Annotated in this window: 21 protein-coding genes; 8 read left to right on the top strand and 13 right to left on the bottom strand. The window is 70.6% G+C overall.

The window, feature by feature from the left end; all coding sequences use genetic code 11:
- Positions 1–7 precede the first annotated feature (7 nt).
- The 3 genes from ACIQD6_RS03835 to ACIQD6_RS03825 form a co-directional block, all read right to left on the bottom strand.
- The gene (locus tag ACIQD6_RS03835; RefSeq protein WP_401877619.1) at positions 8–1,075 is read right to left on the bottom strand and encodes an AAA family ATPase; all 1,068 of its coding nucleotides are present in this window, start codon (positions 1,073–1,075) and stop codon (positions 8–10) included.
- A 142-nt stretch (positions 1,076–1,217) separates the two neighbouring features.
- A complete protein-coding gene (locus ACIQD6_RS03830; RefSeq protein WP_401877617.1) occupies positions 1,218–3,383 on the bottom strand; it encodes a trypsin-like peptidase domain-containing protein in 2,166 nt (721 codons plus the stop codon).
- Positions 3,380–3,952 (bottom strand): CU044_2847 family protein, encoded by a 573-nt coding sequence (locus tag ACIQD6_RS03825; RefSeq protein WP_401877615.1) that lies wholly within the window; start codon positions 3,950–3,952, stop codon positions 3,380–3,382. Before ACIQD6_RS03825 ends, ACIQD6_RS03830 begins: the two co-directional genes overlap by 4 nt.
- Before the next feature lie 164 nt (positions 3,953–4,116).
- Here ACIQD6_RS03825 and ACIQD6_RS03820 point away from each other — a divergent pair, with 164 nt between their 5' ends.
- Positions 4,117–4,299, top strand: a complete 183-nt coding sequence (locus tag ACIQD6_RS03820; protein ID WP_266729752.1) for a DUF6104 family protein — start codon at positions 4,117–4,119, stop codon at positions 4,297–4,299.
- 69 nt (positions 4,300–4,368) lie between these two features.
- On the opposite strand, the gene ACIQD6_RS03815 is transcribed toward ACIQD6_RS03820, so the two are convergent.
- Positions 4,369–5,169, bottom strand: a complete 801-nt coding sequence (locus tag ACIQD6_RS03815) for a hypothetical protein (RefSeq protein WP_401877614.1) — start codon at positions 5,167–5,169, stop codon at positions 4,369–4,371.
- 158 nt (positions 5,170–5,327) lie between these two features.
- Between ACIQD6_RS03815 and ACIQD6_RS03810 the strand changes: the two genes are divergently transcribed.
- Together ACIQD6_RS03810 and ACIQD6_RS03805 are read left to right on the top strand one after the other, a co-directional pair.
- On the top strand, positions 5,328–6,278 hold the full coding sequence (locus tag ACIQD6_RS03810; RefSeq protein WP_401877612.1) for a DUF4097 family beta strand repeat-containing protein: 951 nt from the start codon (positions 5,328–5,330) through the stop codon (positions 6,276–6,278).
- Between the two features lies 1 nt (position 6,279).
- Entirely contained in the window at positions 6,280–7,323 is a 1,044-nt protein-coding gene (locus ACIQD6_RS03805; RefSeq protein ID WP_401877610.1) for a helix-turn-helix transcriptional regulator, read from the top strand.
- A 62-nt stretch (positions 7,324–7,385) separates the two neighbouring features.
- Here ACIQD6_RS03805 and ACIQD6_RS03800 read toward each other — a convergent pair whose 3' ends face one another.
- The 5 genes from ACIQD6_RS03800 to ACIQD6_RS03780 form a co-directional block, all read right to left on the bottom strand.
- On the bottom strand, positions 7,386–8,246 hold the full coding sequence (locus tag ACIQD6_RS03800; protein ID WP_401877609.1) for a GNAT family N-acetyltransferase: 861 nt from the start codon (positions 8,244–8,246) through the stop codon (positions 7,386–7,388).
- A gap of 179 nt (positions 8,247–8,425) precedes the next feature.
- Positions 8,426–9,037, bottom strand: coding sequence for a Clp protease N-terminal domain-containing protein (locus ACIQD6_RS03795; protein ID WP_401877608.1), 612 nt, complete (start codon positions 9,035–9,037; stop codon positions 8,426–8,428).
- A complete protein-coding gene (locus ACIQD6_RS03790; protein ID WP_401877606.1) occupies positions 9,037–9,246 on the bottom strand; it encodes a helix-turn-helix domain-containing protein in 210 nt (69 codons plus the stop codon). Before ACIQD6_RS03790 ends, ACIQD6_RS03795 begins: the two co-directional genes overlap by 1 nt.
- A gap of 97 nt (positions 9,247–9,343) precedes the next feature.
- Positions 9,344–10,306, bottom strand: a complete 963-nt coding sequence (locus tag ACIQD6_RS03785; protein ID WP_401877605.1) for a zinc-binding dehydrogenase — start codon at positions 10,304–10,306, stop codon at positions 9,344–9,346.
- A gap of 212 nt (positions 10,307–10,518) precedes the next feature.
- A complete protein-coding gene (locus ACIQD6_RS03780) occupies positions 10,519–11,739 on the bottom strand; it encodes an NADP-dependent malic enzyme (protein WP_401877603.1) in 1,221 nt (406 codons plus the stop codon).
- A gap of 548 nt (positions 11,740–12,287) precedes the next feature.
- Here ACIQD6_RS03780 and ACIQD6_RS03775 point away from each other — a divergent pair.
- From ACIQD6_RS03775 to ACIQD6_RS03765, 3 genes are all read left to right on the top strand, one after another.
- Positions 12,288–13,244: an ABC transporter substrate-binding protein gene (locus tag ACIQD6_RS03775; protein WP_401877602.1), complete on the top strand. Its 957-nt coding sequence runs from the start codon at positions 12,288–12,290 to the stop codon at positions 13,242–13,244.
- 257 nt (positions 13,245–13,501) lie between these two features.
- Positions 13,502–14,380: an amino acid ABC transporter permease gene (locus ACIQD6_RS03770; RefSeq protein WP_401878118.1), complete on the top strand. Its 879-nt coding sequence runs from the start codon at positions 13,502–13,504 to the stop codon at positions 14,378–14,380.
- A gap of 5 nt (positions 14,381–14,385) precedes the next feature.
- A complete protein-coding gene (locus ACIQD6_RS03765) occupies positions 14,386–15,138 on the top strand; it encodes an amino acid ABC transporter ATP-binding protein (RefSeq protein ID WP_401878115.1) in 753 nt (250 codons plus the stop codon).
- A gap of 110 nt (positions 15,139–15,248) precedes the next feature.
- Here ACIQD6_RS03765 and ACIQD6_RS03760 read toward each other — a convergent pair whose 3' ends face one another.
- A complete protein-coding gene (locus tag ACIQD6_RS03760; protein WP_401877601.1) occupies positions 15,249–16,049 on the bottom strand; it encodes a class I SAM-dependent methyltransferase in 801 nt (266 codons plus the stop codon).
- 88 nt (positions 16,050–16,137) lie between these two features.
- Between ACIQD6_RS03760 and ACIQD6_RS03755 the strand changes: the two genes are divergently transcribed.
- Positions 16,138–16,767, top strand: coding sequence for a CGNR zinc finger domain-containing protein (locus ACIQD6_RS03755; protein ID WP_401877600.1), 630 nt, complete (start codon positions 16,138–16,140; stop codon positions 16,765–16,767).
- Here ACIQD6_RS03755 and sodX read toward each other — a convergent pair.
- On the bottom strand, positions 16,671–17,087 hold the full coding sequence (gene sodX, locus ACIQD6_RS03750; protein ID WP_401877598.1) for a nickel-type superoxide dismutase maturation protease: 417 nt from the start codon (positions 17,085–17,087) through the stop codon (positions 16,671–16,673). The genes ACIQD6_RS03755 and sodX overlap by 97 nt on opposite strands.
- Positions 17,088–17,237: 150 nt before the next feature.
- On the opposite strand from sodX, the gene sodN reads away from it, so the two are divergent.
- Positions 17,238–17,633, top strand: a complete 396-nt coding sequence (gene sodN, locus ACIQD6_RS03745; protein ID WP_401877596.1) for a superoxide dismutase, Ni — start codon at positions 17,238–17,240, stop codon at positions 17,631–17,633.
- Positions 17,634–17,771: 138 nt separating this feature from the next.
- On the opposite strand, the gene ACIQD6_RS03740 is transcribed toward sodN, so the two are convergent.
- On the bottom strand, positions 17,772–18,590 hold the full coding sequence (locus tag ACIQD6_RS03740; RefSeq protein WP_401877595.1) for a class I SAM-dependent methyltransferase: 819 nt from the start codon (positions 18,588–18,590) through the stop codon (positions 17,772–17,774).
- Positions 18,587–18,784: a hypothetical protein gene (locus ACIQD6_RS03735; RefSeq protein ID WP_401877593.1), complete on the bottom strand. Its 198-nt coding sequence runs from the start codon at positions 18,782–18,784 to the stop codon at positions 18,587–18,589. The genes ACIQD6_RS03740 and ACIQD6_RS03735 overlap by 4 nt, the downstream gene beginning before the upstream one ends.
- Positions 18,785–18,908: the final 124 nt, after the last annotated feature.

Genomic DNA, 18,908 nt, shown 5'->3' with positions numbered 1-18,908 from the left:
CAGCGCATCACCTCGGCCGGTCCAGTCGCTGGATGAGCAGGTCGGCGAGCCGGTCACGGCCCGCCGGGGCGGCCGCACCCGTGAGGTAGATGGCGTTCAACAGCTGGTCGGTGGAGATCAGTTCGCTGCGCGAACGCTCCAGGAAGTGGACGATCAGGTCGTCGCCCGCGCGCGCGGCCTCGTCGCCGAGGTGCGCCCGTACGAAGGTCGCGAGCCGCTGGCGGTCGGGGCGGCCCAGCTCCAGATGGATACAGCGGCGCATCAGCGGCGCCGGGAAGTCACGCTCCCCGTTGCTGGTGAGGACGACGAAGGGGAAGGCCTTGCACTGCACCCGGCCGCCCTTCACCGTCACCTTCCTGCCGTCGTGCGTGAGCACCTCGGCCTCGCCGTCCGGCAGCCGGTCGGCGATCCGCTCCAGCTCGGGAATGCTGAACTCGCCCTCCTCCAGCACATTGAGGAGGTCGTTCGGCAGGTCGATGTCGCTCTTGTCCATCTCGTCGATGAGCAGGACGCGTGGCTGGTCCGAGGGCAGCAGGGCGGTGCCCAGCGGACCGAGGCGGATATAGCTGCCGATACCGGCCGACGGGTCCTGGGCCTCCGATCCGGCGGCGGCGCTGTGCGCGGCGATCTGTACGTCCTGGAGCCGGGCGATCGCGTCGTAGTGGTAGAGGCCGTCCTGGAGGGTGGAGCGGCTGACGACGGGCCAGCGCAGCACCCGCCCGAGCCCCAACTCGTGCGCGACGGAGTGCGCGAGGGTGCTTTTGCCCGCGCCGGGGCTGCCGGTGACCAGCAGCGGACGCCTCAAGTACAGCGCCGCGTTGACCATTTCCAGCTCTTCGGCGCCCGGCCGGTGCAGCTCGGCCTCGTGCCGGTAGCCGCCGAGCCGCCGGTCGGCCGAGGCATCGCCGTTGACCGCGCCACCGCCACGCCCGCCTTCGACCGTGTCCTCGCGCGCGCCGTCGCCGTCGCCCAGGCCGCCGAAATCCCGCCAGGGCGGCGGCGGAGGGAGTTGGGTGATGCCGTCGTGCGGTTCGCCGGCCCCTCGGTAGATGAGCCACTCGCTGGATTCACTCATAGCGCGTTCCTCGTCATCACTCGTCCGCTGGGAACCGCCGAACGTGCCTCACCGTAGCGATCCGCCGGGGCCTCGGTAAGAGGCCGACCGGCCCCCGTAGCAGGAGGACGCAGGAGAGGACGCAGGACAGGACCTGAGCGGCTCACGGCGCCTCCAGCAACTGGCCGGAACCGGGCAGCGGATGGTGCGGATCGTCGTAGAACAGCGCGACCCCGTCCGACCAGTACGTCTCCGTACGGCCCGCGCGCACACCCTGTCTCAGCTCCTGGATCTTCCGTGGCAGCTGATCCGCGGTCCTGGCCTCGGCGACGGTGTCGGCGGCGCGGCGGTGGAAGTCCGCGCAGACCACGTCCGGCCGGTCCTTGCCCCGGCGCAGCAGGGCGATGTGGAAGCCGCCGCGCACCACCCTCGCCAGGCCGGCCGTGGTCTCGCCGTCGGGCCGGTCGGCGTACCGGCAGAGCACGGGCACGGTCTCGTACGCCAGCGAGCGGAGGTGTTCCTCGGTCGCGACCGGCACTCGCAGTCCGTCGTCGCAGTCGACGATCTCGGCCCGCATCGCCTCGTTCATCGTGCGGCTCCAGCGCGCCCGGCGCTCCCGGGTCTCGGCCTCCGTCAGCGGCGGCTCGTGGTCCGAGCGGCGGACGATCACCGGGCGGCTGACGCCGAGCGGCGGCTCGTCGGGCGACAGCTGCCAGCAGTCGACCTCCAGTCCGAGCAGCGACTGGACGACGGCGACCTGGAGGACGGCGGGGCTGTCCGGCTCGTCGCACCGCCGGAACGCCTCGGTCAGCGAGGCGGTGAGCCGGGCCGGGAGGGCGTGGCCCGGGGTGCCCCTGCTGTCCTCGCCGACCGGCTGCACCTCGCCGGTGTGCCGGGCGACGCCGACCCGCCAGTCGTAACTGTCGCGCTCCCAGCCGCGCGGCTCCAGCTCCAGCAGGACGAAGGGGCTCTCGCCGTCCTGGGGCCGCTCTCCGTACGCCGGGGCCGCGCGCCGCTGTTCACGGTCCGTACGGTGGCGGGCGGCGGACCAGAGCAGGGTGATCTCGTTGCGGAACTCCCGGGAGAGCCGGTCGTCGGCGACCCATCTCACCCAGCTCCACAGCGCCTCCTCGGCGGCGGCGGTGGACCGGGTGACGTAGGGACGCTCGGCGGAGATGACGCTCATGCAGTAGCGCAGGAGAAGTTCGAGCGCGGCCTCGCCGCCCCGGGTCTCGTACAGCGCGCCGAGCCCGTCCCGCCAGCTGCGCGGCGCGGGATAGCGGTCGACGGAGTGGACACCGGGCAGCCGTACGAGCAGATCGAGCAGGCCCCGGGTCGAGACGGGGGGCGGCAGTTCGGCGAGGCGGCCGAGGAGGTTGACGCGCTGCTGGGGGCTGAGGGCCCGGTCGATGCCCGCGTCGAGGGAGCTCTGCACGTCGGCCCAGGTCCGGCCCGTGCCGACCCGGTTGATGTGCCGGTCGGCGTGGTAGCGGTCGTGGGCGTGGAACACCGCCTGGTAGTCGTCGTCGGACTCGGCCCCGGCCATCGTGGCGGGCACCGGCAGCGACCGCAGCCGCTCGATGCCGATGGACGTCCCGCCCATGCCGCCGACCAGCTGCGACTTGAGCACCCCGACCACTTCGCCCCGGGCCACGTCGACGGTGGGCCCGCCGGACACCCCCGGTGGCAGCACATCCCCGCCGAGCCGCATCTGCTCGTCGGGATCGGCCCAGCCGCCGAGCGTGCCCTGCACCGAGCACTGCCCGTTGAGCCGCTTCAGCCGGCCGCCCACCTCGGTCCAGCCGGAGTAGAACACCTCGCCGCCGCCGAAGAAGGCCGCGGGGCGCTCGGTGACGTACACACAGGCGTGGTCGACGGGCCTGCCGAGGCGGATCAGCGCGAGATCGGGGGCGGGCCAGCTGCCCGCCGTACGGAACGAGCCGGCCTGACCGGCTTGACCTGCCTGACCGGCCTGATAATCCGTGGAGCCGTACGAACCGGCCGAACCGGTGTCCAGGGTGCCGCCGGGCCGCTCGGGAAGCGCCGCGACCACAGTGCCCGTCACCGATGACTCGCCGCTGCCGGGACCGGTTTCGAAGATCACTGTCACGTCCCGCCCCTCCCCCTGCATCGCCACATGGGCGCATGTGAGCACCCAACTCGGGGCGATGAAGAAGCCGCTCCCCAGGAAAGCCCCACCCGGCCCATCAGGGACATACCCGCCCTCCGGGCCATGGATGCGCACGGTCGCCGCCATGACGAGGTCCATGAGCGCACGCCGGGTCTCGCCCGAGCCTCCGGGCGCCCCTCTGCCGAGCCCGTCGATCATGGCGCGCTCCCGGCCGGAGGCGTGAGCCCGTCTGGATGCGCCGATGCGCCGGGGGATGCGCCCCCGGACGACGGCGGGGACGAGGGGGGAGGCGGAGGAGGCGATGGCGGAGCGGGCGGGGCCGGGGGGACGGCGGTGGGGCGGGGCGGAACTCCTGGCGGAACTCCCGGCGAGGTCGCGGCCTGCGGGGGCAGCACCGGTGGCGCCAGCAGGTCGGCGGGCGGCCCGCCACCGTTCCAGGTGAGGGTGACCTTGATCGCCCCCTTGGCCTCGCCGTCCGCGAGCAGTCCGACGACCTTGCCGGACTTGGCGGTGAGTTCGATGCCGAACTCGATGCTGACCTCGTCGGGCCGTACCGCGCGTAAGGGCACGACGAGGGACCGCGCGACGCTGGTCACCACGCCTTGCAGACTCTCGACCCGGGCCTGCACCTGCTCGGCGAATCCGGTGTCCGAATACACCAGACCCCCGGAGGGCCGCGCCAGTTCTTCGGCGCCGGAAATCCGCGCCCATACGGGCGTGCCGTCCGGCATTTCGATGCGCGTGATGCGGACCTCGTCCTCACCCATACCATCCCCCGATCCCCCAATTCCCCGCAGGCTAGCGCCAGTACGGTGCCGATGCGAGGTTCATGGCGGAGGACGGTGATTCGCGCCCGTACGGTTCTGCGCTCCCGGTACCGGCCTCGTTACCGTCGGCCACAAGGTCCTCACCAGGCATTAAGCTGATTCCCATGTACTTCACCGACCGCGGTATCGAGGAACTGGAGAAGCGGCGCGGCGAGGAGGAGGTCACTTTCGAGTGGCTGGCCGAACAGCTGCGTACGTTTGTTGACCTGAACCCTGACTTCGAGGTCCCGGTCGAGCGCCTGGCGACCTGGCTGGCACGGCTGGACGACGACGAGGACGAGGACTGACGGCGGACACGTTCCAGGCGCGCGGGCGGTGAGGCGCGCGGACGGTCAGGCGCGCGGACGGTCAGGCGGTCAGGCGCGCAGGCGGTCGTACGCGAGACCCAGCGCGCCGTGGACGATCAGCAGGGCACCCGCGAAGGCCCAGCCCCCGCTGCGCCGGCGTGCCGCCCAGACCGTCAGCGGGACCCCGGCCCCGACCTGGCAGGCACCGAGCAGGCGCGCCCGGGGGCCGCGGAGCCAGGGGCCGAGCGGGCCGTCCTCCACCACGTCCAGTTCGGCCCGTACGGAATCGCGCCAGCCCGTCCACTCGATCTGTCCGACCCCCGGCTGGACGCGCGCCACCTCGCGCAGCCGGTCGGCGGGCTCCCCCGGGGTGAGACCGGCCGGAAGGGCGAGGCCGGTACGGACGAGGAACGCGGCCAGTGCGAGGAGCCGGGCCCGGGCGTCGGACTCAGGATCCTGGCGGGTCAGCGGGTCCAGCGCCTGGAGGTCAAGTACGGGATCGAGGTTCAGGCGGGCCGCGAACGTACGCATCGCCTCGTCCTCGCCGACCGGCGTGCCGTCCGACAGCCACACGTAACCGACCGTACGGCGGAAGCCGGCCGCCAGGGTGTAGCCGGACCGGTCCGCGTCCCACCACAGGGCGAGAACCGGCCAGTTGACGCCGACGGCGAGTGCGGAGGCCCAGCCCGTGACCACTCGTTCGACCGGTTCGCTCCCGTACAGCCAGGGCTTGCCCTCGGGAACGAGCACGCTCCAGCCCTGGCCCGCCGGGGCGAGCAGCAGCCGTTCGCGGAGCAGATGGGCGGCGGGCCGTACCACCGCGGGCTCGGCCCGGCAGAGCAGCAGAGCCCCCACGGATGTCGCGTTCATGTCTCTCACAGTAGGCCGCTTCACCCGGATACGGGTGCTATGTCCGCCAGGTGACCCATCAGTTGAGCCTCCGGCCTTGACTTCGGGAAACCGCGATATATCGTGTTCTGGAGAAGACGCGATATGTTGCGTCATGGCCGACCAAGGAGGTCAGCACCATGGCAAAGTCGACGTGGGAAGTCGCTGAGCCGGAGAAGCTCACCTTCGACGATCCGCTGAAGGCGCTCAATGTGCGCATCGTCAACGGGACGGTCAACGTCGTCGGCACGGACGAAGCCGCCTTGACCGAACAGGGCGGCGCGCGCCTGGAGATCTCCCACATCGAGGGCCCGCCGCTGGTCGTGACCCTGGACGACGGCACGCTCACGGTCGCCTACGAGGACCTGCCCTGGAAGGGCTTCCTCAAGTGGCTCGACCGCCAACTCGACCGCAAGGGCCGGCACCGCAGCGCGGTCGTCTCCCTCGCCGTCCCGGCCGGGACGGCGGTCGAGGTCGGAGTGGTCGGCGCCGGCGCCGTGGTCTCCGGGCTGCGGGGGCGTACGGACGTCTGCGGGGTCACCGGCGACACGACGCTCGTGGGCGTGTCCGGCACGGTCCACGCCGACACCGTCTCCGGCAGCCTGGAAGCCCAGGCGGTCACCGGCGATCTCCACTTCAAGTCGGTCTCGGGCGATCTGACGGTCGTCGAGGGCGCGGGCCCGTCCGTACGGGCCGATTCGGTCACCGGCGACATGGTCGTCGATCTCGATCCGACGGACAGGCCCACGGACATCCAACTGGCCACGGTTTCCGGCCAGATCGCGATCCGGCTGCCGCATCCGACGGACGCGCGGGTCGAGGCGAACACGGCGAGCGGCTCCGTCTCCAACGCGTTCGACGATCTGCGGGTCAGCGGGCAGTGGGGCGCGAAGAGGATCACCGGCACGCTGGGTGCGGGCACGGGCACGCTCAAGGCGTCGACGGTGTCCGGAGCGATCGCGCTGCTGAGGAGGCCGCCGTCGGAGGACGCCCCGCACGAGCGGGTTCCGGCCGGCACGGCACAGACCGGCACCGCGGGGACCGGCACGGCACAGGCCGGCGCGACCGCGACCGACACGAAGGAGCTCTGACATGCCTCCAGTCTTCGCCCACGGCCGACTTCGCCTCTACCTGCTCAAGCTCCTGGACGAGGCTCCGCGGCATGGTTACGAAGTGATCCGGCTTCTGGAGGAACGCTTCCAGGGCCTGTACGCGCCGTCCGCCGGCACCGTCTACCCGCGGCTGTCCAAACTGGAGGCCGAGGGCCTGGTCACGCACGCCACCGAGGGCGGCCGCAAGGTCTACTCGATCACCGAAGCGGGCCGCGCCGAGCTGGCCGGGCGCAGCGGCGAACTGGCCGATCTGGAGCTGGAGATCCGCGAGTCGGTCTCCGAACTGGCGGCGGAGATCCGCGACGACGTACGGGGCGCGGCGGGACAGCTGCGCAGCGACATGCGCGCGGCGGCTTCCCAGACCCGTAAGTCCTCCGCGTCCTCGGCTTCCTCCGCGTCGAAGGACGGCTCGGGGACCGACTGGGACAGCGCCTTCGCGGACAACGAGTCCTGGCGCACGGCGAAGGAGGAGCTCCGGCGCGCGAGGCAGGAGTGGAAGGAGCAGGCCCGCCGCGCGAAGGACGAGTCGCGCCGGGCCCGCGAGGACGCGCAGCAGGCCCGCCGGCAGGCGAAGGAGGCGCAGGAGACGGCGCGTCAGGAGATGCAGCGCATCGCGAAGCAGGTCCAGGACCAGGTGCAGGACCACTTCGTCCGGGGCGACTGGCCGACGGGGGTACGGGAAGGCCTCTCGGAACTGGCCGGCCAGCTGGGCGGCCTGGCGGGTACGGCCTGGCCGCCGTACACCAAGCCGGACCCCGCGAGCGCGGAAGCGGAAGGTGACGCGGAAGCGAATCGGGACGCGGAAGCGGAAGCGGACGGCACGGCGGGCTGGGCGAAGGACACCCCGGAGACGGGCGACCCGGCGCGGGACCTGGACCGGCTGCTGGACCGGTTCCGCGACGACATCCGCGACGCGGCGAGGGACCACGGGGTCACGGAGTCCCAACTGGGCGAGGCCCGGCGTCACTTGTCGACGGCGGCGGCCCACATAGGAGCACTGCTGCGGATGCCGCCGACGGGGTGACCCGGATCATCGCGGGGGGGGCCGGCGGTCCGATGACGCACCGGCCCCCGGGTGAGCGGTAATCACGCGGCATACGAGAAGTCGTACACGGCGAAGTCGGTGACCGGGACGTACCCGATGCGCTGGTAGAGGGCGTTGCTGGTGGGGTTGGCCGGGTCCGTGTACAGCACGACCTCCTTCGCACCCGCGGCCAGCGCGGCCCGGCTCACCTCGGCCGTCAGGGCGCCCGCGTAGCCACGGCCCCGGAGGTGAGCCCGGGTGTAGACGGGGTCCACCCGGACCTGGCCGCCGATCACCGACGTCACGGCCGCCATGGAGGCCGGAGTGCCGTCCGGGGTCTCCCAGAACGAGAAGTGCCTGTCGGCGAAACGCGTGTCGGCCCAGGCCTCGGGGACGACCTCTCCGACGGTGGCAGCGAACTCACGGCACCAGAGCATGACGTGCTCAAGGTCCTCCTCGCCCGCGACGCGAACTCGGCCCTCCGGGAACGGCTCGGGTGGGGTGAGCGTGCCGAGACGGTAGAGATGGAGCGGCACGCTGAGTACCGGCTCCGCGCCTGTGCGCCGCTGCCATGCCTCGGCGAAAGTGGTGGCGGCGTCGTGGTCCCCGACGACGCCGGGGAGCAGGCGATCGAGCTCGGCCAGGCGAGCGGCGAGCAGGTCGGCCTGGTCGCGGGTGACGACGGGGGTGAGGTGCAGGCGGCCCAGCGGCTTGCGATAGACGATGGCGCGGACCTCTCCCCCTTGCTCCAGCCGGCCGAATACGGGGGCTTCGGCGCCGCGCGCGCCGGCCCCGCTCATTCGCATTCCCTCGATCACCGTCAGCGGCGTGGTGTGAAGAGCGGGACGCGAGCGCAGGAAGTCTCCGGCTCGTGCGAGAAATTCGTCAACGTCTTCGGTGAGGTGCCAGCCATCCGGTCGCATGCCTCATGATCCCGCATGCGGTGGACGTGCACGGGTGATTTTCCGCCGGAGCGAGGCAGCAGGACCTCGTGTGGCGCGGCACCTTCCCGCGCGGTCACCTCGCGGTGAGGCAGCAGCGCCACCCGCCGCAGAACTCTCATGAGGACTACGCCGAGTTGGCCCGAATTGGCAGCAGGGGGCTACCCCGCCTGCGCCAAGCCCCCGCCACCGCTCCCGCCCGCCGCGCCGAACATCGCCCGCTCCACCGCCGCGTACGTCGCCCCGTGGTCCGCCAGCACCTCGGCCACCACGCCCGGACGCGCCGTCAGGGCCAGCAGGATGTGTTCGCCACCGATGTGGTGGTCACCGCGGCCACGCGAGATCCGCAGCGACTTCACCAGCATGGCCTTCGCGGCCGGTGTGAACGGCCGGCGTCCGGACCACCACCACTTCGGCCTCCAGCTCGCCCCGCCCGGACCACCCGCGCCGCCGGCCTTCATCGCACCCGCCCCGTGCGCCTCCTCCATCCTCGAAACGATCTCCCCGACGTCGATGCCGATCTCCGCCAGCGCCGCGGCGTCCGCCTGCGACAGGCCGCCCCGCCGTCGCGCCTGGGCGAGCGCGCCTTCGAGGGACTCCCGCCGGTCGCCGACGCCCAGCGCGGCGAGCGCGAAGGACGCACGCGTGCCCGTCTGGTCGAGCAGAGCCAGCAGCATGTGCTCCTCGGTCACCTCGTCCGCGCCGGTTCGCCCGGAGCGTTCAACGGCCCCGGTGACCACGCCACGGGCGTCTTGCGTGAAGCGCTCGAACATCACTGCCTCCCGTACTTCTTGTGCGCGGCCTGCCGGCTGACGCCCAGTTCGTCCGCGATCTCCTGCCACGACCAGCCCTGCTGGCGGGCGCCGCGCACCTGTACGGATTCGAGCTGCTCCAGCAGCCGCCGCAGCGCGGCGACCGCCCTCAGCCCGACCCGGGGGTCACGGTCGCCCGCCCGCTGTGCGAGATCCGTTGCTTCGGTCATGGCGTCAACGTACATTGACAGAACCCGACCGTCAACCAAAGTTGACACGCAGGGAACTCGGGAACTCGGGAACTCGGGGCTTCAGGGCTTCAGGGCTTCAGGGCTTCAGCACAACCTTCCCGAACACATCGCCCGCCGCCATCTTCTCGAAGCCCTCCCGCGCCCGGTCCAGCGGCAACACCTCGTCGATCACCGGCCGTACGCCCTTCGCCGCGCAGAACGAGAGCAGATCCTCCAGCTCGTCCTTGGTCCCCATCGTCGAGCCGACGACCTTGAGTTCCAGGAAGAAGATCCGGGTCAGCTCGGCGTGCTCGGGCCTGTCGCCGCTCGTCGCTCCCGAGATCACCAACGTGCCGCCGCGCCGCAGGCACTTGAGGGAGTGCGACCAGGTCGCGGCGCCGACCGTCTCGATGACCGCGTCCACGCGATGCGGCAGCCTGGCGCCCGGCTCGAACGCTTCCAGCGCGCCCAGTTCGACGGCCCGCTGCCGCTTGGCCGCGTCGCGGCTCGTGGCGTACACGCGCAGCCCCGCCGCGCTGCCGAGGACGATCGCCGCGGTGGCGACCCCGCCGCCTGCTCCCTGGACGAGGACCGAATCCCCGGGCCGCACACCGGCGTTGGTGAAGAGCATGCGGTACGCGGTCAGCCAGGCGGTCGGCAGGCACGCGGCCTCTTCGAAGCTCAGCTCGGCGGGCTTGGGCAGTACGTTCCAGGCGGGCACGGTGACCTGCTCGGCGAAGGTGCCCTGGTAGCGCTCGGTGAGGATCGACGCGGTCTCGCGCGGCCCGACCCCGTGGCCGGTCTGGCCGATGACGGAGTGGACGACGACCTCGTTGCCGTCCTCGTCGAGCCCGGCGGCGTCACAGCCGAGGATCATCGGCAGCTTGTCCTCGCCGAATCCCACCCCCCGCAGCGTCCACAGGTCGTGGTGGTTGAGGGAGGCGGCCTTCACGGTGACGGTGGTCCAGCCGGGGCGCGCCTCGGGAGCGGGACGTTCACCCAGCTCAAGACCCTTGAGGGGGTTGGCGAAATCAAGACTGGTGGCATAGGCGGCAAACATGACCCGACGATAGGGCCGGAGCCGTACGCGGCGGAACCGTACGCGCGTGTGACACGCGTCCGGGCCCGCGCCCCCCTGCACGGAAAAGGCCGTGCCGTACCCCCTCACGAAGGAGAAGGAGTACGACACGGCCCACGCCAACACCGCACCGCACCGCAGGCAGGCCAGGCAGTCAGCTCAACTGCCGTGCCCGCGCCCGCGGCACAGACCGCTCAGCGGCGCGCGACGCCCTCGGCCCGTGCCGCCGCGGCCACGGCCGCCGTCACGGCCGGCGCGACCCGCTCGTCGAACGGCGACGGAATGACGTAATCCGCGGCCAGCTCGTCACCGACCACGTCCGCCAGCGCGTTCGCCGCGGCGATCTTCATGCCCTCGGTGATCCGGGATGCCCGCACCTGGAGCGCGCCGGCGAAGATGCCGGGGAAGGCGAGCACGTTGTTGATCTGGTTCGGGTAGTCCGAACGCCCGGTGGCCACGACCGACGCGTACTTGTGCGCGATCTCCGGGTCCACCTCGGGGTTCGGGTTGGCCATCGCGAAGACGAACGCCTGCGGCGCCATCGCCGCGACCGCCGCCTCCGGGACCGTACCGCCGGACACCCCGATGAAGACGTCCGCACCGGACAGCGCGGTCTCCAGCGAGCCGGAGAGCCCGGCGCGGTTGGTGATCCCGGCCAGCTCGCGCTTGACCTCGGTCAGGTCGTCGCGGTCGCTGCTGACGATGCCCTTGCGGTCCGCCACGGTGACATCGCCGACGCCCGCCTCCAGCAGGAACTTGGCGATGGCGACCCCGGCCGCGCCCGCGCCCGAGATGACGGCGCGCAGCTCGCCGAGCGTGCGCCCGGTCAGCTTCGCCGCGTTCCGCAGGGCGGCGAGCGTCACGACGGCCGTGCCGTGCTGGTCGTCATGGAAGACGGGGATGTCCAGACGCTCCTGGAGTTTGCGCTCGATCTCGAAGCAGCGCGGCGCCGAGATGTCTTCCAGGTTGATCCCGCCGAAGGAGGGCGCGAGCCGCACGACGGTGTCGATGATCTCGTCCGTGTCGGTGGTGGCGAGCGCCAGCGGCACCGCGTCGACGCCGCCGAACTGCTTGAACAGGATCGCCTTGCCCTCCATCACGGGGAGCGAGGCTTCCGGTCCGATGTCGCCGAGTCCGAGCACCGCCGTACCGTCCGTCACGACGGCGACGACCTGCGATTTCCAGGTGTAGTCGTGCACCAGCTCGGGCTGCTCGGCGATCGCGCTGCACACCTTGGCGACACCGGGTGTGTACGCGAGGGACAGGTCGTCCTTGTCGCGCACCGGCACGGTGGCCTGGATGGCCATCTTGCCGCCGCGGTGCAGCGCGAAGGCCGGGTCGAAGGGCTCCTCGGGGGCGCCCTCCGCTCCGCTGGAAGCGCTGTCGCTGAGAGGATTGACGATCTCCGCTGCCATTGTCTGTAACCCCTTAAGGCGTCATCAGTTGAGGGTGGCCACTCCTGGTTCAGGAGGGGTGGGTGGGCACCACGTGCGTTTCCCGCCCCGGCGGTCGGCCCGCCCGGCTTCCGCCTCGGCGAGTGACCCGCCCGGCGAAATGGGATACGTACGCGCGGGCGCGCCGCACACGCGCCCTGACCCCCGGGTAAGGGGCGTAATCGTCCTTCCTACCTGACGGACGGCGTCGGCCACGACACCGTGTCCGCACGGTGAGATGACTCATATCCGATTGTCCGGACACATCCGGCACTCGGCATGAATCACGTTCGGGACGGATATCGGCCGAAGATCCTCCGGCCGGAAGGAAGCATTCCAACGGATGGTCCGGTTCTGATGTACCGCCATGTTGGAAGTGGGGGGTGTCCCGTTACCCGATTTTGACATGCCCGGTCCCCTGAATGGGCCAGTCCAAATGGCAGGATGCCACTCGTCACACAAGGTCGCGACACTCGAAGATGTGTGCTCAGCCACTTAGCAGCCCGCTTACCTGCCGGAGGACCCCGATCATGACCGTACGCTTCACCTGTCGCACGGCCGCCGCGAAGTCCAGAGGCATCGCGATCGGCGCGATCGCGGTCGCGGGTGCCATGTTGCTGACCGCCTGCGGCGATCAGACGAACGGCGGGTCGACGGGCGGTGACACCAAGAAGTCCAACGCGCCCCTCTTCGACAAGCTGCCGGCGTCGTACCAGAAGTCCGGTGTGATCAAGGTCGGCACGAACGCCGAGTACGCCCCGATGGAGTCCGTCGAGGGCGGCAAGATCATCGGCGTCGACCCGGACATCGCCGAGGCGCTCGGCAAGCAGCTGGGCGTCAAGTTCACGTTCACCTCCGGCTCGTTCGACGGCCTCATCACGGCCCTCAACACCGGCCGGCATGACATGGCCATGTCCTCCATTACGGACACCAAGCAGCGCCAGCAGGGACTCGACGACAAGGGCAAGAAGCTCGGCAAGGGCGTCGACTTCGTCGACTACTTCCTCGCCGGTACCGCGGTCTACACGAAGAAGGGCAACCCGAAGGGCCTCAAGTCCATCGAGGACCTGTGCGGCCAGGCCGCCGCCGTCCAGCGCGGCACCACGTACGAGAAGGCGCTCCAGGACCAGTCGAAGGCGTGCAAGGACGGTGGCAAGAAGGCCATCACCATCCAGTCCTTCGAGAACGACACCGAGGCCCAGACCCGGGTGAAGTCCGGCGGCGCCGTCGCCGGCGTGAACGACTACCCGGTCGCGGTCGACCTCGCCCGCAAGGCGGATGGCGGCAAGGCGTTCGAGGTCATCGGCGAGCAGGTCGACGCCGGCCCGTTCGGTATCGCGGTGAACAAGGACAACACCGGGCTCCGGGACGCGCTGAAGGAAGCCGTGGACGCGATCATCAAGGACGGTTCGTACCAGAAGGTCCTGGAGAAGTGGGGCGCGACCAGCGGAGCGATCGACAAGGCCGTCGTCAACGGCGGCAAGTGACCGCACGGGCGGCACACGACCGCACGCTCCGCTGAAGCCGACGTGTTTGAAGGGCAGTCACCGTGACTGACAAGTTTGACAAGACGCCCCAGGCAAAGGTGCCGCAGGCGAAGGCTCCTCAGGCAGAGGCGTCTCAGGCAGAGGTGCCCCGGACGAAGACATCGGTGGCACCCGCCGACGGATCGCCGTCGACCGCCACCGCCTCCACCTCCACCTCCCTCTCGAAGGACCCGGCCGCGGGCCCGCCCCCGGATCTCATCAGGGCCGTCCCGGTCCGGCACTACGGCCGCTGGGTCAGCGGCGTGGTCGTGATCCTCCTGCTCGCCTCGCTGGTCTTCGCCTTCTCGCAGGGCAACATCCAGTGGAACTCGGTCTCGGGCACCCTGTTCGACCGCACCGTGCTGACGGGCGCCGGCCGCACCCTGCTGATCAGCGTGCTCGCGATGGTGCTGGGCGTGGTCCTGGGCGTGGTCCTGGCCGTCATGCGGCTCTCCAAGAACCCGGTGACCAGCTGGGTGTCCTGGCTCTACATCTGGTTCTTCCGCGGCACGCCCGTCTACGTACAGCTGCTGCTCTGGTTCAACCTGGCCCTGATCTTCCCGATCCTCAACATCCCGTTCATCTACAAGGACGAGATGACGGACGTCATGACGCCGTTCATGTGCGCCCTGCTGGGTCTCGGGCTGAACGAGGCCGCGTACATGGCGGAGATCTGCCGGGCGGGCATCCAGTCGGTGGACGAGGGTCAGACGGAGGCGTCGCACGCGCTCGGGATGACCCAGGCGAAGACCATGCGACGGATCGTCCTGCCGCAGGCGCTGCGCGTGATCATTCCGCCGACCGGCAACGAGTTCATCAACATGCTGAAGACGTCGTCGCTGGTGTACGCGGTCACCTACAACGAACTGCTGCGCTCGACGTCGCAGATCGGCTCGACCTCGTACGCCGTGATGGAGATGCTCTTCGTCGCGTCGATCTGGTACATCGTGATGACCAGCGTCTTCAGCGTGGGCCAGTACTACCTGGAGCGCCGGTACGCGCGCGGTTCGCAGCGGAGTCTGCCGCTCACCCCGCTCCAGCGCGTCAAGGTCAACCTCGCCTCCTTCAGCAACCGCCCCTCGGGAGGTGTCCAGTGACAGCCATGGTCAAGGCCGAGGGCGTCCACAAGTCCTTCGGCGCCGCGCACATCCTCAAGGGCATAGACCTGGAGGTCGCCCCGCAGGAGGTCTTCTGCCTGATCGGTCCTTCCGGATCCGGCAAGTCGACCTTCCTGCGGTGCATCAACCACCTGGAGAAGATCAACGCCGGCCGGCTCTCGGTCGACGGCGAGCTGGTCGGCTACCGGCAGCGGGGCGAGCGGCTGTACGAGCTCAAGGACAGCGAGGTCGCCAGGAAGCGCCGGGACATCGGCATGGTCTTCCAGCGCTTCAACCTCTTCCCGCACCTGACGGCGATCGAGAACGTCATGGAGGCGCCGGTACAGGTACGGGGCGAGGCGAAGGCGGTGGCCCGCGCCCGCGCCGAGCGGCTGCTGGACCGGGTCGGCCTGTCCGACAAGGCCGCCAACTTTCCGTCGCAGCTCTCCGGCGGCCAGCAGCAGCGGGTGGCGATCGCCCGTGCGCTGGCGATGGAGCCGAAGCTGATGCTCTTCGACGAGCCGACGTCGGCGCTCGACCCCGAGCTGGTGGGCGATGTCCTCGATGTCATGCGGGACTTGGCGCAGGACGGCATGACGATGATCGTGGTCACGCACGAGATGGGGTTCGCGCGCGAGGTCGGCGACGCGCTGGTCTTCATGGACGACGGCGTGGTGGTCGAGTCGGGCCACCCGCGTGACGTGCTGACGAACCCGCGGCACGAGCGTACGAAGTCGTTCCTGTCGAAGGTGCTGTAGGCGCGGTGCGGGGCGGTACGGAGAGGTCCGTACCGCCCCTCCGGCTGTCCCTACCGTTCGTCCGGCTGTCCGTACGGCTCTTCCGGATATCCGCGTCGCCCGTCCGGCTGCTACTTGAGCGCGAGGACGAGGGAGTCGGAGGGCGAGGACCAGACGGCCCGGACCTCTCCGAAACCGGCTCCGCGCAGCGTCCGCGCGTGCCAGTCGGCGGAGGGCGTGTCGCCGTCGGCGTGTTCACCGAAGATCCGGTAGCGCTCGGCCGTCGGCTCGGCGAGGACCGGGTCCTTGGCCGCGAGGTCCCACCAGTCCGCCCAGTCGAGGGCTCCGGCCGCCTTGGCACGGTCCATGACGGTGTGCCGGTGGGCACGCTCGATCGCATTGATCCGAGGGGTGGACTCGTCCTTCATATGATCGGCGTTCATGAACACGCCGCCGTCCCTGACGAGCCCAGCGACCTGCCCGTACAGCGTGGTCAGCGGTCCGTCGTGGAGCCAGTGCAGGGCGGTGGCGGTGAGCACGGCGTCGAACGAGGTGTACGGCAACAGCCCCGGCCAGTCCGGGTCCTTCAGGTCGGCGGTCACGAAGCTCACACGGTCGTCCCCGGCGAAGTGTCCGCGGGCGATGGCGAGCAGGGCGGGGTCCAGGTCGACGCCGGTGCTGGTGGCATCCGGGAACCGGCGCAGCAGCCGGTCCGTGATACTCCCCGTACCGCACGCGAGGTCGAGCACCCGCGGTGCGGGTCCCACCGCCGCCTCGACCATGTCCAGCATGACCCGGAAGCGCTCCTCGCGGTCGGGCATGTACCACTCCTGCTGACGGTCCCAGCTCTCCTGCCAGCCGGCCCAGTCGGCACCGCCCCCGGTCCCCGTGCCTTCGGCCCCCGCTTCCGTCCCCGTCCCCGTCTCCGTCATGAAACCTTCCTCCGTAATACCCTAGAAGCATCAGCAGCCATTACTTCGACGCGACAACGACCCTAGCGCTCCCCCGTAAGGACTACAAGTGGAACTGGCCTCTTACTCGGACTCCGCCGTACGCCTGGTCAACACCGAGGAACCGGCCCGCGGCACGGACACCCTGACCTCGGTCGAGGCGGTCCGCTCGCTCTTCGGAGCCGGCTCCCAGGCGGCCCGCCGCGCCACCGACGCGGATGTCACCCGCTTCCGGTCGGTACGGGCCCGGCTGCGCGGGGTCTTCGCCGCCGCCGACGCGGGCGAGGCCACCCAGGCGGTGGACCTGCTCAACTCACTGCTGCTGGAATTCCCGGTCAGCCCGCAGATCTCCGGGCACGACGTCCTGGACGACGAGGGCCACCCGCGCTGGCACATGCACCTGGCGGACCACCCCTCCAACGCGACCGCCGGATACGCGGCGACCGCCGCGATGGGCCTCGCGTTCCATCTCACGGAGTACGGCGTCGACCGGCTCGGCCTGTGCCAGGCGGCGCCGTGCCGTAACGCCTATCTCGACACCTCCACCAACCGCTCGCGCCGCTACTGCTCGGACCGCTGCGCGACCCGCGCCAACGTCGCCGCCTACCGCGCCCGCAAACGCCTGGAGACCGAACGCTCCGCCAGCACCGGACGCACCGCCGACACCAGCCAGGAGACCACCGCCCACGCCGACCGCTGATCACCCAGCGGCCGGTAACGCGCCCTGACCCGCCCCAACAGCAGTTCCTCGGGCACCGCGCCGAACACCCGGCTGTCCCCTTCGGCGCCCGGATTGTCCCCGAGCACCCACCATCCCTCGTCCCGCCGCTCCACCAGCCGCTTCACGATGAGCAGATCCTGCTGGAGCGGATGTTTCAGCACGGCCACATCGCCCGGCTTCACGGGGGCGCGGTAGTGCACCAGAAGCTGATCCCCGTGCTTGAGCGTCGGGTACATGGACGGACCCATCACTTCAGCGATCCCCAACGGCACTCTCGGCTCCCGCTCGTGCTCCGTCATCCGGCACCCTCCCGATCCCACGGTACGTTCCGCCCGCAGTCCCACCCGACCCCGGACTTTTGCCCTAAGCCCTAGGGGGCACTCGCGGAATCAGGCTTCTCACGGAGTAATGTCCCACCTGAGAAGACGATCACGAGGAAGGACCGCTCCATGCTTTCCCGCCTGTTTGCCCCCAAGGTGAAGGTCAGCGCTCACTGCGACCTCCCCTGCGGCGTGTACGACCCCGCCCAGGCCCGCATCGAGGCCGAGTCGGTCAAGGCCGTCCAGGAGAAGATGCAGGGCAACGACGACGCCCACTTCCAGGCGCGCGCGACAGTCATCAAGGAGCAGCGCGCCGAGCTCGCCAAGCACCACGTCTCGGTGCTGTGGAGCGACTACTTCAAGCCGCCGCACTTCGAGAAGTACCCGGAGCTGCACCAGCTGGTCAACGACGCCCTGAAGGCGCTGTCGGCGGCGAAGGGCTCAACGGACCCGGCGACGGGCCAGAAGGCTCTGGACCTCATCGGCCAGATCTCCGACATCTTCTGGGAGACCAAGAAGGCTTGAGCCCCGGCCCAGGCGGCCTGCCCCGCACTCTCGCGGGGCGAACGCCTATCTGTCCGCACCCGGTCCACGGGCCGCCGATCACGGCGACCATGGGGACCGGGTGCGGTCGTTTCGGACGGGCCGGGTGCGGTCTTTCGCTCAGCGCCGGCAGACCAGGATGCCGCTCTCGCAGTTGATCTCGAATGCCCCGTTCCGGGCAATGTGGTCGGCGAGGAGGGTGCGGGCCCGCTCGATGGTCGCGTCGAACGGCACGTCATGCTGGTCCGCCCACGCCCGGTAGGAAGCCATGTACGCGATGACCGGTTCGGGATCGTGGACCGTGATGCTGCCGATCAGTGGGATCGTCTCCACGCGGCCGAACTCCTCGCCGAGGAAGGCCGGGGCCTTCTCCAGGGAGAAGCGGGCGCTGAGCGAGAGGCGTGCCGGGCCGTGTCCGGTTCCGAGGACATCGTCGGCGGCCCGCTGCCACAGGTCGTCGAGTTCGGCCTTGTCCCGGTCGCTGTTGGTGGAGGCGATCACCAGCCCGTCGCGGGCAACCACTCGGGACAGTTCCCTGACCGCCTGGGCGATGTCGGGGACGTGGTAGAGCATGTGCAGCGCCAAAGCGGCGGCGACGCTCTCCGTGCCCAGGGGCAGGCGAGTGGCGTCCGCCACGGCGACCGGGCCTGGGACACCGGCGAGGATGCCTGGAGCGATGTCCAGGCCCAACAGGGCCAGATCGGGCCGTTCCTCGCGAAGCCGCTGGATGAACCTGCCGTTGCCGCAGCCGGTGTCGACCACGCGCCCGCGTACACCGCTCAGTTGCCCGGCGACGATGCCCGGCAGGTCGTGGCGGGGCGTCTGCCACTGATAGAGCGACTGACGCGCGGCCAGGTCCCGGTCACTGCTGTAAGCGCTCCCGGCGAGGCGGCCCCGGTCGGTGACGGCGGCATCGTGCGCGGCGGACAGGTCGGTCACGTCGGCGGCTCCGGAGGGCGGGCGGCGGGTAACGCCGCGAGGACGGCGGTGTGCTGAAGTCGCTCGCGCAGGCGTGCCGTCTGCGCCGCTCCACCGTACTGCGGCCCGCCCAACTCCGGGCCGAGAGCGGTGAGCCGCCGCACGATACCGGCCGACACGCACTCCGGCGGGGAGCCGAGGACGAAGCCGGGCATCACCTCACGGGACCGCGCGGTCGGACGAGCAGCGCGCCGATCCCCATTTCGCCCATCCGCTTCTCCCCTGCTCCCCTGCTCCCCGCAGCACGCGAACTCTGGCCCCCGACATGGACCCCGTGCT

This window comes from Streptomyces sp. NPDC088400 (assembly GCF_044753355.1).
In the GTDB taxonomy this organism is placed as follows: Bacteria; Actinomycetota; Actinomycetes; order Streptomycetales; family Streptomycetaceae; genus Streptomyces.
Note: the sequence above shows the minus strand (reverse complement) of the source record. Positions and strands in the feature narration are given on the sequence as shown.

What these genes read in the sequence shown, in the direction of transcription:
- ACIQD6_RS03835 (WP_401877619.1), bottom strand. Translation starts at nt 1,075, where the DNA reads ATGAGTGAATCCAGCGAGTGGCTCATCTACCGAGGGGCCGGCGAACCG.
- ACIQD6_RS03830 (WP_401877617.1), bottom strand. Translation starts at nt 3,383, where the DNA reads ATGATCGACGGGCTCGGCAGAGGGGCGCCCGGAGGCTCGGGCGAGACC.
- ACIQD6_RS03825 (WP_401877615.1), bottom strand. Translation starts at nt 3,952, where the DNA reads ATGGGTGAGGACGAGGTCCGCATCACGCGCATCGAAATGCCGGACGGC.
- ACIQD6_RS03820 (WP_266729752.1), top strand. Translation starts at nt 4,117, where the DNA reads ATGTACTTCACCGACCGCGGTATCGAGGAACTGGAGAAGCGGCGCGGC.
- ACIQD6_RS03815 (WP_401877614.1), bottom strand. Translation starts at nt 5,169, where the DNA reads ATGAACGCGACATCCGTGGGGGCTCTGCTGCTCTGCCGGGCCGAGCCC.
- ACIQD6_RS03810 (WP_401877612.1), top strand. Translation starts at nt 5,328, where the DNA reads ATGGCAAAGTCGACGTGGGAAGTCGCTGAGCCGGAGAAGCTCACCTTC.
- ACIQD6_RS03805 (WP_401877610.1), top strand. Translation starts at nt 6,280, where the DNA reads ATGCCTCCAGTCTTCGCCCACGGCCGACTTCGCCTCTACCTGCTCAAG.
- ACIQD6_RS03800 (WP_401877609.1), bottom strand. Translation starts at nt 8,246, where the DNA reads ATGCGACCGGATGGCTGGCACCTCACCGAAGACGTTGACGAATTTCTC.
- ACIQD6_RS03795 (WP_401877608.1), bottom strand. Translation starts at nt 9,037, where the DNA reads ATGTTCGAGCGCTTCACGCAAGACGCCCGTGGCGTGGTCACCGGGGCC.
- ACIQD6_RS03790 (WP_401877606.1), bottom strand. Translation starts at nt 9,246, where the DNA reads ATGACCGAAGCAACGGATCTCGCACAGCGGGCGGGCGACCGTGACCCC.
- ACIQD6_RS03785 (WP_401877605.1), bottom strand. Translation starts at nt 10,306, where the DNA reads ATGTTTGCCGCCTATGCCACCAGTCTTGATTTCGCCAACCCCCTCAAG.
- ACIQD6_RS03780 (WP_401877603.1), bottom strand. Translation starts at nt 11,739, where the DNA reads ATGGCAGCGGAGATCGTCAATCCTCTCAGCGACAGCGCTTCCAGCGGA.
- ACIQD6_RS03775 (WP_401877602.1), top strand. Translation starts at nt 12,288, where the DNA reads ATGACCGTACGCTTCACCTGTCGCACGGCCGCCGCGAAGTCCAGAGGC.
- ACIQD6_RS03765 (WP_401878115.1), top strand. Translation starts at nt 14,386, where the DNA reads ATGGTCAAGGCCGAGGGCGTCCACAAGTCCTTCGGCGCCGCGCACATC.
- ACIQD6_RS03760 (WP_401877601.1), bottom strand. Translation starts at nt 16,049, where the DNA reads ATGACGGAGACGGGGACGGGGACGGAAGCGGGGGCCGAAGGCACGGGG.
- sodX (WP_401877598.1), bottom strand. Translation starts at nt 17,087, where the DNA reads ATGACGGAGCACGAGCGGGAGCCGAGAGTGCCGTTGGGGATCGCTGAA.
- sodN (WP_401877596.1), top strand. Translation starts at nt 17,238, where the DNA reads ATGCTTTCCCGCCTGTTTGCCCCCAAGGTGAAGGTCAGCGCTCACTGC.
- ACIQD6_RS03735 (WP_401877593.1), bottom strand. Translation starts at nt 18,784, where the DNA reads ATGCCCGGCTTCGTCCTCGGCTCCCCGCCGGAGTGCGTGTCGGCCGGT.